The following is a 13540-nucleotide window of genomic DNA, read 5'->3' as shown; positions in this document are numbered from 1 at the left end:
AGTAAAGAATGCCTAACAGTCAAAAGATTCGTAATTCGTTATCATCTGCGCAGTTTGGTATGTGGTTTGCGCAGCAATTAGATCCGCTTAATCCGATTTATAATACTGGGGAATATATAGAAATAAACGGAAATATTAATCAAGAAATTTTCGAGTTAGCTGTACGTAAAGTGGTAAAAGAAGCAGAAGCACTTCATGTTCGTTTCGAAGAGGATGAAATTGGCCCATGGCAAGTTATTGAGGAATCGTCAAAGTTTCATATGCATTTTATTGACGTTCGTAAAGAGGAAAATCCTGAAGAAGCTGCTAAAGTATGGATGAAAAATGATTTATCTATGCCCGTGGATTTAACAGAGGATAAATTATTTACTGAAGTACTTATTCAAGTTGAAAATAATCGTTTCTTTTGGTATCAGCGCATCCATCACATTGTGATGGATGGCTATGGATTTTCACTTCTTAGCCAAAAGGTAGCGAATGAGTATACATCACTTATAGAAGAAACAAACAAGAATGAAAAGCCATTTGGTTCTCTTGCAAAAATTGTACAAGAAGATAATGAGTATCGTGAATCTAAACAATTTCAGGAAGATCGTACTTTTTGGCTAGAAAAGTTTGCAGATGAACCGGAAGTTATAAGTTTAGCAGAACGAGCGCCGAGAACATCAAATGGATTTTTACGAGAAACTGCTTATCTATCAAATGCTAGTACGAAAACTTTACTAGAAGATATTAATATTTCGTTAACGAGTTGGCCCGAATTTGTTGTAGCCGTAACAAGTATTTACATGCATAAATTAACAGGTGCAAATGATATTGTTTTAGGTTTACCGATGATGGGGCGTCTTGGTTCTGTATCTATTCATACACCAAGCATGGTAATGAATTTAGTTCCACTTCGTCTCACTGTAACTCCAAATATAACTCTTGCGGAATTAATACAGCAAGTTTCTAAAGAAATTCGAGACGTACGTCGTCATCATAAATACCGTCATGAGGAATTAAGAAGAGACTTAAAGCTACTAGGTGAAAATCAAAGGTTGTTTGGGCCGTTAGTGAATGTTATGCCTTTTGATTATGGGCTTAACTTTGCTGGAAATCGTGGTATTACACATAATTTATCGGCAGGACCTGTTGATGATTTATCGATAAATGTATATAAACGTTTCGATGAAAATGAGTTAATGATTCATTTTGATGCGAATCCGGAAGTATATAACGGCGCGGAACTAGCATTGCATAAAGAAAGATTTATGAGTCTATTAGAATTAGTGATAAATAATTATCACAAAGACGAGCCGATTGGAAAAATAAACATTACTCTTCCCGAAGAAAATCATAAAGTTTTATTGGAATGGAATGAAACGAAGAAAGCTGAAGAGCTAATTAATCTACCTATATTATTTGAAAAACAAGTACAAAAAAATCCAAATAAAATAGCAGTTACTTGTAACGGGATAAAACTTACGTATAAAGAGCTAAATGAACGAGCGAATGAACTAGCACACTATTTATTAGAAGAAGGAATACGACCAAATCAGTTTGTTGCCTTAGCATTTCCAAGATCAATAGAAATGGTAGTTAGTATGTTAGCAGTTCTAAAGACGGGTGCAGCGTATTTGCCGATAGATCCAGAATACCCAGTTGAACGTATTAGTTATATAGTAAATGATGCAAAACCGGTGTATATCATAACACATTCATCTGTTTCATCCTCTTTAGTTATAGAAAATAATATTAAAAAAATCATATTAGATAGCGAAGAAACGAAAATAGTGTTAAAAACATATTCTCATATGAATATACCATTTAAAAATGATGAATCACTTTTAAACCCAGCGTATACAATTTATACTTCAGGATCCACTGGAAATCCAAAAGGTGTAATTGTTCCTATGAAAGGTTTAAGTAACTTCTTATTAGCCATGCAACATACGTTTTCATTAAATGAAAACGATCATTTATTAGCAGTTACAACGTTTGCGTTTGATATTTCTGCTCTAGAAATTTATTTACCTCTTATTAGTGGTGCAAGTATAACAATTGCACAAAAAGAGGTAATCCAAGAGCCTTCTGCGTTAACGACATTGTTACAAGAAGAAAGAGCGACAATTATGCAAGCTACACCGACGCTCTGGCAGGCGTTAATAACTGAATATCCAGAGAGGTTACAAAGGCTAAACGTACTCGTTGGCGGTGAAGCTCTTCCGGCACATTTAGCAAATAAATTAAAAGAATTAGGTTGCTCTATAACTAACTTGTATGGACCAACTGAAACGACTATTTGGTCTACTTTCATGAACATTGATGACAGTGAAAATGGTATACCTCCTATTGGAAGACCAATTTGGAATACAGAGGTGTACGTTTTGGATGCAGGGTTACAGCCTGTTCCACCTGGAGTTATCGGTGAATTATATATTGCAGGAGAAGGACTTGCGAACGGATATTTAGGAAAACCAGCGTTAACGGCTGAACGGTTTGTTGCAAATCCTTATGGAGAACCAGGAGCACGTATGTATCGCACCGGTGATTTTGTGAAATGGCGTAACGATGGTGTGCTAGAGTACATTAGTCGTGCAGATCATCAAATTAAAATTCGTGGTTTCCGGATTGAATTAGCTGAAATTGAAACGGTTTTACAACAACATGAAAATATACAACAAGCAGTGGTAATGGTACGAGAAGATCGTCCAAATGATAAACGAATCATTGCGTATATCGTTGCCGAAGAGAAGGAAACGATTCATCTTTCAGAAATTCGCTCTTATGTTTCAGAAAGTTTAGCGAATTATATGGTACCATCAGCATTTGTTGTGCTAGAAGAATTACCATTAACACCAAATGGTAAGGTTGATAGAAAGAAATTACCTGCTCCTGATTTTAATGGAATGAACAATGAGAGAGTTGCTAGAAATCCGAAAGAAGAAATACTATGTGATTTATTTGCAGAAGTACTTGGTGTTTCGCGAATTAGTATAGATGATAATTTCTTTGAAATGGGTGGCCATTCGCTTCTTGCATCTCGTTTAATGGCAAGAATTCGTGAAACGTTAAGTGTAGAATTAGGGATCGGAAAGCTATTTGAATCACCAACTGTTGCTGAATTAGCGAAACAATTAGATCGTGCAAAAAGCGCAAGACCAGCTATTAAGAAAGTAAGTAGGCCAAATGAAGTTCCACTTTCATTTGCACAGCGCAGGTTATGGTTCTTAAATTGTTTAGAAGGTCCAAGTCCTACTTATAATATTCCGTTAGTCATTCGTATGTCTGGAAAATTGAATGAGGAAGCACTGCAAGGTGCCTTTTATGATGTAGTTGAGAAACACGAAACACTTAGAACGATTTTCCCGAATTCACTTGGCAGTTCATATCAAAGAATTCTAGAAATGGATAAATTGAATTTAAAAATGATTATAACAAATACATGTAAGGATGAATTAGAAAGTACACTGTCTGAAGCTGTAAGATATAGCTTTAATCTTGATATCGAACCAGCAATTCGTTTGCAATTTTTTAAAGTGAGTGAAAATGAGCATGTATTACTAATTCTTTTACATCATATTGTAGGAGATGGCTGGTCATTACAACCGTTAACGAAAGACTTTACAGTAGCTTATAAAGCACGATGTCAAGGTGATAGTGTTCAATTAGAAACCCTTCCAGTTCAATACGCAGATTATTCACTTTGGCAACAGCAATTACTAGGTGATGAAAAGACACCAGAAAGTCTTATTTCAACACAATTAGATTTTTGGAAAGAGGAATTAAAAGGTTTACCAGATCAAATGGAGTTGCCTATAGATTATCAGCGTCCAATTGAAACAAGTTATCGCGGAGAAACAATTCATTTTCATATAGATAAAGGTATGCATAGTAGGTTAGTAGAGCTTGGTCGTAAAAATGGAGTTAGTTTGTTTATGGTGTTGCAAGCGGGACTTAGTGCACTATTTACAAGATTAGGTGCTGGAACTGATATACCATTAGGTAGCCCGATTGCTGGAAGAAACGACGATGTACTCTCGGATATAGTCGGTTTATTTGTAAATACATTAGTGTTACGTACAAATACATCAGGAGATCCAAGCTTTAAAGAATTATTGGATAGAGTGAAGCAGGTAAACCTTGCAGCTTATGAAAATCAAGATGTTCCATTTGAACGACTTGTTGAAGTGTTAAACCCAGTACGAACTCGAAATAGTCATCCGCTGTTTCAAGTTATGTTAGCTTTCCAAAATACTCCAGAAGCAACGTTTGATGTACCGGATTTAGAAGCGAGCCTTGAAATTCAAAGTGTTGGTTCTGCAAAATTTGATTTAACATTTGAGATTAGTGAAAGTAATGGAGCTGATGGTACGCCAAATGGCTTACACGGATTGTTAGAGTTTAGTACCGATTTATATAAACGTGAAACGGTTCAAAAACTAATAGAACGATTCATTCTATTATTAGATGATGCAGAGAAACATCCGGATCAATCAATTGGTAGATTAGAAATATTAACTTTAGCAGAGCGAAATACAGTTTTAGAAAAGTGGAATGGTGGTTTTCAAATTGTACCTGAAATGACATTGCCACAATTATTTGAAAAGCAGGCTCATGTAAATCAAAATTCTATTGCTGTCGTCTTTGAAGATGAAAAGCTAACTTATGAAGAGTTAAATAGAAAAGCGAATAAAATAGCTCGTTTGTTAATAGCGAAAGGAATCGGTCCTGATCAACTCGTTGCTTTAGCGATGCCGAGATCTTTAAACATGGTTGTAAGCTTACTAGCTGTTCTTAAAGCTGGTGCGGGATACCTTCCGTTAGATCCGGATTATCCGTCAGATCGTATCTCATTTATGCTACACGATGCGAAACCATCGTGTGTTTTAACAAATTCAGATGTGGAAGTTGAATGTGATGAGGCACTAAAGATTTTAGTTGATGATGTGAAAGTAATAGAAGAAATTGGGAAATATAGTGAAGGTAATATTGATGAAATGGAGCGCATTAAGCCGTTATCTCCTTCACATATTGCTTATGTTATTTATACGTCAGGATCAACAGGTAGACCGAAAGGCGTTATGATACCTCATCAAAATGTAGTAAGACTTTTAGGAGCAACTGATCATTGGTTCCAATTTGACGCAGACGATGTGTGGACGATGTTCCATTCATACGCTTTTGATTTCTCAGTTTGGGAAATTTGGGGACCTTTATTATATGGAGGGCGTCTAGTTGTAGTACCACATACTGTAAGTCGCTCGCCGAAAGAATTTTTACAACTGCTTGTTAAGGAAAAGGTGACTGTTTTAAACCAAACTCCATCAGCGTTCTATCAATTGATGCAAGCCGATCGTGAAAATGAAGAGATTGGTCAAAAATTATTTTTACGATATGTTGTTTTTGGAGGAGAAGCACTTGAACTAAGTCGATTAGAAGATTGGTATAGTCGTCATCCTCATAATTCACCGAAGCTTATTAATATGTACGGTATAACGGAGACGACGGTACATGTTAGTTATATTGAATTAGATGAGAGCATCGTCTCTTTACGAGCAAATAGTTTAATCGGGTGCAGTATACCGGATCTTAAAGTATACGTATTAGATAACTATTTACAACCGATGCCACCTGGAGTAGTTGGAGAAATGTATGTTGCAGGTGCAGGACTGGCTCGTGGATATTTAGGAAGAGCAGGATTAACTGCTGAACGTTTTATCGCAGATCCATTTGGGAAGCCAGGTACAAGAATGTATCGTACAGGGGACCTAGCGCGCTGGCGTCAAGATGGGACGTTAGATTATATAGGACGTGCAGATCATCAAATTAAAATTCGTGGATTCCGAATTGAATTAGGGGAAATAGAAGCGGTCATAATGAAACATCCTAAAGTTGAACAAGTAGCAGTTATTGTACGGGAAGATCAACCAGGGGATAAACGATTAGTTTCTTATATCGTCGCATCAAATAATGAAACGATTGATACGAATGAAATGCGTCAGCATGCAGGAGGTAGTTTACCAGATTACATGGTTCCGTACGCTTTTGTAGTAGTAAATGAGTTACCTTTAACTCCAAACGGTAAATTAGATAGAAAGGCATTGCCAGCTCCAGAATTTATTGCATCATCTTCTAGCCGCGGACCAAGAACGCCGCAAGAAGAAATGCTATGCGACTTGTTTACAGAAGTTTTAAGTGTGTCTCAAATTGGAATTGATGATGGATTCTTTGATCTTGGTGGTCATTCACTTCTTGCGGTGCAGCTGATGAGCCGTATTAAAGAGGCACTTGGGGTTGAACTGAATATCGGAACTTTATTTGCAGCACCTACTGTTGCAGGTCTTGCTGAAAGACTTGAAATGGGGAATGGTCAAAGTGCACTTGATGTGTTGCTTCCATTACGAGCAAGCGGAGATCAATTACCACTATTTTGTGTACATCCAGCAGGTGGATTAAGTTGGTGTTATGCAGGACTTATGAAATCTTTAGGAACAGATTATCCAATCTATGGTGTACAAGCACGTGGTATCGCTGAAAATGAAGAACTTCCAAAAAGCTTAGAGGAGATGGCAGCGGATTATTTAAAACACGTTCGTGAAATACAGCCTCACGGACCGTATCGTTTACTCGGATGGTCGCTTGGAGGAAATGTTGTTCATGCTATGGCGGCGCAACTTCAAAATGAAGGGGAAGAAGTAGAATTACTCGTTATGCTGGATTCGTATCCTGGTCACTTCTTACCGAATACGGAAGCACCTACTGAAGAAGAAGCGTTAATCGCATTACTTGCTTTAGGTGGATATGATCCAGATAACATGGATGGTAAACCACTTACTATGGAAAGTGCGGTTGCAATACTTCGCAAAGATGGAAGTGCATTAGCAAGTCTTGAGGAAGAGACTATTTTAAACTTGAAAGAGACATATGTGAATTCAGTAGGGTTGTTAGGGAAATACGTGCCAAAAGTTTATAACGGGGATATTTTATTCTTTAGATCTACTGTTATACCAGACTGGTTTGACCCTATTTCTCCAAATACGTGGCTAAATTATTTAGACGGGGAAATCGTGCAGCATGATATTGATTGTAGACATAAAGATTTATGTCAGCCAGGTCCACTTACAGAAATTGGACAAGTGCTAGCGAAATATTTGCAGAATAAGAAAGGGGTAAGTAAAGTATGACGAATCCATTTGAAAATGATAATTACACATATAAAGTATTAATGAATGAGGAGGGCCAGTATTCTCTCTGGCCTGCCTTTCTCGATGTACCAATTGGATGGAATGTCGTACATGAAGAAGCTAGCAGACAAGTTTGCTTAGACTACGTTGAAGTTAACTGGAATGATTTAGAGCCGAAAAAAAATCAAATTAGCGAAAAAATATTAGTAGGAAAACAATAATGAAAGTAAAAATAAATCCAAAAGTAGTTGTAAGCATCGTTTATATAACAGCGATGTTTATGGCTGCGATGGATGCAACGATTGTGAATGTAGCACTGCAAACGATAAGCAAAGAACTGCAAGTACCCCCATCTGCAATGGGGACAGTAAATGTTGGATATTTAGTTAGCTTAGCTGTTTTTCTTCCGATTTCTGGTTGGTTAGGCGATCGTTTTGGTACGAAAAAAGTATTTTTAACTGCCCTTTTCGTTTTTACAATTGCATCTGCATTATGTGGAATTGCGAATGATATTACTTCATTAAACATTTTTCGTATCATTCAAGGTGCTGGTGGCGGGCTTTTAACACCAGTCGGGATGGCGATGTTATTCCGAACATTTTCACCAGAGGAAAGACCAAAAATTTCTCGATTTATTGTACTTCCAATTGCTGTAGCACCAGCGATCGGACCAATTATTGGTGGTTTCTTTGTAGATCAAATGTCTTGGCGCTGGGCATTTTATATTAATCTGCCGTTTGGTATCATTGCGTTGCTCTTTGGACTTCTATTTTTAGCAGAGCATGTTGAAAAATCAGCTGGTCGCTTTGATTCTCTCGGTTTTGTTCTTTCAGCACCAGGATTTGCGATGCTCATCTATGCACTCAGTCAAGGGCCATCAAAAGGTTGGATTTCTCCAGAAATAATTAGTATTGGGATAGCTGGGATTGTATTACTTACATTGTTTATTATTGTAGAACTTAAAGTAAAGCAACCGATGTTAGATTTACGCTTATTAAAAGAACCGGTCTTTAGAAAAATGAGTCTTATTTCGTTGTTTTCATCAGCTGGTTTACTAGGAATGTTATTTATTTTTCCGCTTATGTATCAAAATGTAATAGGAGTTTCCGCGCTGGAATCGGGTCTTACTACATTCCCAGAGGCGATTGGATTAATGATTTCTTCGCAGATTGTACCATGGTCATATAAGAAATTAGGAGCTCGAAAGATAATCTCTATTGGATTAGTAAGCACGGCGGTTATCTTTATTTTATTAAGTTTTGTAAATCATGATACGAATCCATGGCAAATTCGGGCACTATTGTTTGGCATTGGTATTTTCTTAGGTCAATCTGTTGGTGCGGTTCAATTTTCTGCTTTTAACAATATTGCACCACCTTCTATGGGTAGAGCAACTACTATATTCAATGTGCAAAACCGATTAGGATCAGCAATAGGAGTTGCTGTTTTAGCTAGTATACTATCTAGTTTTGGAAGTAATAACGTACAGAATAATGCACAATCAGATTTCTTACCATATCAAGCTGCATTAATTGGATCAGCAATATTTTTACTCATAGCATTACTATTTTCTTTACGTATTTCCGATAAGGAGGTAATGTCAAAGAAGAATAAAAAGCCGTTATCTGTATTACAAAAAGAGAAAGAAGTTGTAAATGAATGAGTTGCAGCATGCTAATACTCTTTTGAAATAAAGTAATATTGGCATTTAAAAGGAGAGAGTTTACATGATAGAGAGTAAAGTTGTAGATTCTGTACCAACTCTTAATGAGAATAGTTGTCAAATATGGTGGGCAAGAATTTCAGATTTACAATTATGGCATAACAATTTACTAAATGATGTAGAGCGAGAGAAAGCAAATTCATATCATCATTCGGCAGACCGTGCGCGTTTTATAATAGGTTGCGTAATTAGTAGATTAGTACTTGGAAAGGTACTTTCTATGTCGCCAGTTCAAGTGCCAATTAATCGAATGTGCCCAGTATGTAAATTACAACATGGCAGACCACAGTTACCAGAAGGTATGCCGCAAATATCAGTCTCACATTCGGGTGAGTGGGTTGTTGTTGCATTTACTAAATCTGCACCTGTGGGTGTTGATGTTGAGCAAATGAATCCAAATGTAGATGTTATGAAAATGGCAGAGGGCGTATTAACAGACATTGAAATAGCACAAGTTATGAAGTTACCTGATGAGCAGCGACTAGAAGGATTTTTAACATATTGGACTCGAAAAGAAGCAGTGCTGAAAGCGACAGGTGAAGGACTATTGATTCCACCGGTAGAAATTACAGTATCAGCTCCAAATGACCCTCCAAAATTGTTGATTTTTAAAGATAGACAAGAGTTAGCAGAAAATACAATGATGGAAGATGTAAGGCCAAGTGTGGGTTATATGGCTGCAATTGCAATATTCAGTAAAGAAGTGATTGAAATCACGCAGTTAGACGCGGGATTGCTATTAAATCATCGTTAATTTTTAATAAAATTTCTTATAGAAGAGGTGTTCCTCATGTTAGTAGCGGAAAATAGAAAAACTGAATTAACTTATAATGTACAGGCAATTAAAGATATGTTGTTTTCTAGAAATACGTCATCTATTCTAGCTTTAGAAAAACTTGTAAAAGATACAGTTCAGTTTGATGTACTTGAACAGGAAGCGCTTAATAGACAATACATTCCGAAAGAAGCAAAGAATTTCTTTGATAAAAACGGAACATTTCTTTATCGCGTATCTAATGTTAGTTATAAAGGTAAGGTGTTATCTGAAAATCTAATTTTTGCAGACACTTCGTTTTTACCGGATACAATAAAGAGTGAATTAGAGAGTGGAAATATTCCTGTTGAAAACCTTATAGAAAAGATGGAAGTAAGAAGAAACGTATTATATGAAGGATATCAGCCATCTGGAAATATTATCGAATTGTTTGATGGATGTTCTGTTGCGGCGAATGTTTATCCAACTAGAAAATATCAAATTGTAAGTAACTGCAAATGTGTATTTTATATTTGTGAAGTGTATCATGCAGAGAATATAAAGGAACTGCTTAAATAAGAAATAAACAATAAACAAGAAACCAGCCTATAAAATGGCTGGTTTCTTGTTTATTTAACAGCTTCTTTTAATTCTTTTCCTGCTTTAAATGCTGGAACTTTACCAGCAGCAATCTGAATTTCTTCTCCAGTTTGCGGATTACGCCCTGTACGAGCAGATCTTTCACGCACTTCAAAAGTTCCAAAGCCGATTAGTTGCACTTTATCGCCAGATTGTAATGCATTAGCAATTGTGTCAAATACGGATTGTACAGCTGCAGAAGCATCCTTTTGAGAAATATCAGCTGATTGTGCTACATTTTTAACTAATTCTGTTTTGTTCATGTTTTCACCTCATAAAAAAATTTTTAGAATGAATGTTTTAGTATAATGGTTAGTAAAGATAAAGCTAACTTTGTGATTAGAAAGAATGCTGTATATTTATGTTAATTTCGTTGAAAGAAACTGAATCCCTGCTAATAATTAGGGATTAATTAAGAATTGATGCATACAACAAGCTGTAATATGAGGATGAGGGGGAATATACGGATGATTTTTCGTGAAAAGAATGAGAAAGAAAGTATATTAATTCGTCAACATGATCATGGTTTTTTAGCTGGTGAAATTGCAAGACATATAATAGAAGATTTTTTTGAAGATAAAATATACTTAAAAGAGACAATTGATGCTATATATGAGCATGATAGAGGATGGATAGAGCTTGATAAAGTACCAATTTTGAATGATGCTAAAAATATTCCATATACATTTATGGATTGTCCAAGTTCATTACGCTTTGTTTTTTATACGATTGGTTTGAATGCAATTGAAGAGTCAAATCCATACGGGGCGCTACTTTGTAGTAAGCACTTTTTATCATTTTCATTAAATGAGGAAGATGAAGAGATGATGTCTTTTTATAAACATGAATTGGAACGACAAAAAAGAATTTTGAAAACGTTAACAAAAGAACAATATGCGATGTTTGATAAACATTATAGATTATTAAAGTTTTGTGATGAACTTTCTTTATATGTATGTATGAATAAACCTGGTGTAAAAAAGAAAGATGAAATTAATTTATTTAAAGAGGGTTTTGAAGGAACAGAAATGTTTAATAGTAAGGGGGAGAAGTCTATTCAAGCTGAATGGGTGGATGAAGAAACAATTCAAATAACATCGTTTCCATTTAAAACGGAATTTCATACGTATGTAAAATATAAAACTATAAATAAACATGAAGTTAAAGAAAAAGGGATTGTAAAAGCTGATAGAGAATCGGAAATGAAGAAGCAAAACATTCGTTTCATACAATAAGGAGGAGATTTAGATTGAAAGATTACATGTTAAAACAGTTTGATTACCATGCTTGGGCTAATACACGATTATTCAACCGACTAAAAGAGTTACCAAACTATGAGACAATTTTTAATGAACAGATACAGAGTGTATTCCCATCAATTAAGGATACTTTTGTACATATTTATATTACAGATCAAGTGTGGTTACACATATTGCATGGTAAAAGTATGAGTGAAGTAGTACAAGACCGAGAAAAATTACGAAAACAAATCGAAACTAAATCGTTACATGAATTAGAAAAAATGTTTGAAAACATGGTAAATCAATATAAAGAATTTTTAAGTACAATACAAGACGTAAATACTGTATTTGTTATTGAGAACCCATATGCAGGTGCATTAGACACTTCCATTTTAGAGTTAGTGCAACACGTCGTAAATCATGGTACATATCATAGAGGGAATATAACAGCAATGATCCGTCAACTTGGTTATTCATCTACAATGATGGATTTTGTACTTTATTTACATATGGTTCAGGAGGGAAAGGAATTGAAATAGAGAAAAAAGGAATGGCTTATTATAAATGAGCCATTCTTTTTTTTAGTGATTAACTTGCCTGTTTTTTATGACTTTCTTTCAATTTCTCTGCTTGTAAAAAGCGATTCGTTTCAGCGACAACAATACCACTTAATCCGATTAGACCAATTAAGTTTGGAATCGCCATAAGTCCATTTGCTATATCGGCAAATGTCCATACGACACCTAGCTTTAAATTAGCACCTATTGCAATCATAACGATAAAGATTGCTTTATAATATCGTACAGCACCTTGTCCGAATAAATAAGCTACACACTTCTCTCCGTAATACGACCAACCTAAAATAGTAGAGTAGGCGAATAATATAATGGCGATACCGAGAATCATACTACCAGCAGTACCGAATACGGATTGGAATGCTAATGTTGTAGCTTCAACACCAGTTTTACCTGATTTCCATGCGCCTGTAGTAATTAATACTAGCCCCGTAATTGTACATACAATAAATGTATCTAGAAAAGTACCAGTCATAGAAACTAAAGCTTGTTTTGCAGGTGAATCTGTTTTGGCAGCAGCCGCAGCAATAGGAGCACTTCCTAAACCAGCCTCGTTAGCAAATACACCACGTGCCATTCCTATTTGAATTGCAGATGCAACTGTTGCTCCGATAAAACCACCAGCAGCTGCAGTACCTTGAAATGCACCAGAAAAAATAAGTGAAAATGCTTCTGGAATTTGATCAAAGTGATAGAAAATAATAATAAGGCCAGCGATTATATAAAAGAATGCTTTAATAGGAACGATATATCCAGTAACTCTACCAATCTTTTTTACACCGCCCAAAATAACGATAGCGATTAAGAATGACATGAGTATACCAGTTAATGCAGGAGGGAAAGAAAAATTGATTCGCATTGCCTCTGCAACTGAATTAGATTGAACCATATTACCGATACCGAAAGAAGCAGCTGTGCCGAATATAGCGAATAAAACAGCCAGCCATTTTTTCCCTAAACCACGTTCTAAATAATACATTGGTCCACCGGAGTATTCACCATTTTCATTACTAACACGGTATTTCACCGCAAGGATTGCTTCGGCATACTTTGTTGCCATTCCAAATAAAGCAGTAATCCACATCCAAAAGATTGCGCCGGGTCCACCGATTGTCACAGCAGTTGCGACACCTGCTATATTTCCCATACCAATCGTTGCAGCCATAGCTGTCATCAGTGCTTGGAAGTGACTAATATCTCCAGAAGATGATGTATCCTCTGATTTTTTAAAAGCTAGTTTGTGAGCGTATATTAGTTTACTAAATTGTAAACCTTTTAAGCGCACTGTGAGAATGATACCAGTTCCAACAAGTAGCAACAAAGTTGGTAACCCCCACACATACTGATTAATTTGTTCTAATACTTTACTTACTGTCTCCATCTGTATTCTCCTTTTTTAGAAAAAATAAAAACCACTTCAAGGAAATGAAATGGTCTCT

Annotated in this window: 9 protein-coding genes; 7 read left to right on the top strand and 2 right to left on the bottom strand. The window is 35.9% G+C overall.

Translation table 11 applies throughout. The features are described 5' to 3' along the window. Positions 1–8 precede the first annotated feature (8 nt). From ABH955_RS06765 to ABH955_RS06745, 5 genes are all read left to right on the top strand, one after another. Positions 9–7169 carry an amino acid adenylation domain-containing protein gene (locus ABH955_RS06765; protein WP_404491002.1) on the top strand — a complete coding sequence of 2387 codons (7161 nt, stop codon included), beginning with the start codon at positions 9–11 and terminating at the stop codon, positions 7167–7169. Next, positions 7166–7390, top strand: a complete 225-nt coding sequence (locus ABH955_RS06760; protein WP_002136206.1) for an MbtH family protein — start codon at positions 7166–7168, stop codon at positions 7388–7390. The genes ABH955_RS06765 and ABH955_RS06760 overlap by 4 nt, the downstream gene beginning before the upstream one ends. Then, positions 7390–8832, top strand: coding sequence for an MDR family MFS transporter (locus ABH955_RS06755; RefSeq protein WP_404455141.1), 1443 nt, complete (start codon positions 7390–7392; stop codon positions 8830–8832). The genes ABH955_RS06760 and ABH955_RS06755 overlap by 1 nt, the downstream gene beginning before the upstream one ends. Before the next feature lie 64 nt (positions 8833–8896). Further along, complete coding sequence (sfp, locus tag ABH955_RS06750) at positions 8897–9646, top strand: 4'-phosphopantetheinyl transferase Sfp (RefSeq protein ID WP_404455144.1); 750 nt, start codon at positions 8897–8899, stop codon at positions 9644–9646. A 36-nt stretch (positions 9647–9682) separates the two neighbouring features. Further along, a complete protein-coding gene (locus ABH955_RS06745; protein ID WP_113937833.1) occupies positions 9683–10225 on the top strand; it encodes a cold-shock protein in 543 nt (180 codons plus the stop codon). Positions 10226–10275: 50 nt separating this feature from the next. Here the strand turns inward: ABH955_RS06745 and ABH955_RS06740 are convergent, their stop codons facing one another. Then, positions 10276–10548, bottom strand: coding sequence for an HU family DNA-binding protein (locus tag ABH955_RS06740; protein ID WP_002012780.1), 273 nt, complete (start codon positions 10546–10548; stop codon positions 10276–10278). Positions 10549–10752: 204 nt separating this feature from the next. Between ABH955_RS06740 and ABH955_RS06735 the strand changes: the two genes are divergently transcribed. Both ABH955_RS06735 and ABH955_RS06730 read left to right on the top strand, forming a co-directional pair. After that, complete coding sequence (locus ABH955_RS06735; RefSeq protein WP_404491001.1) at positions 10753–11520, top strand: DUF3891 family protein; 768 nt, start codon at positions 10753–10755, stop codon at positions 11518–11520. 14 nt (positions 11521–11534) lie between these two features. Beyond that, the gene (locus ABH955_RS06730) at positions 11535–12065 is read left to right on the top strand and encodes a DinB family protein (protein WP_404455148.1); all 531 of its coding nucleotides are present in this window, start codon (positions 11535–11537) and stop codon (positions 12063–12065) included. A gap of 49 nt (positions 12066–12114) precedes the next feature. On the opposite strand, the gene ABH955_RS06725 is transcribed toward ABH955_RS06730, so the two are convergent. Next, positions 12115–13482 (bottom strand): alanine/glycine:cation symporter family protein, encoded by a 1368-nt coding sequence (locus ABH955_RS06725; RefSeq protein ID WP_002012784.1) that lies wholly within the window; start codon positions 13480–13482, stop codon positions 12115–12117. Between the last annotated feature and the right edge of the window lie 58 nt (positions 13483–13540).

Origin of the sequence: Bacillus sp. RC240, from assembly GCF_044907945.1 — a bacterium.
Lineage (GTDB): Bacteria > Bacillota > Bacilli > Bacillales > Bacillaceae_G > Bacillus_A > Bacillus_A mycoides.
The sequence above is the reverse complement of the archived record's forward strand: the minus strand, read 5'-3'. Positions and strand labels throughout refer to the sequence as shown.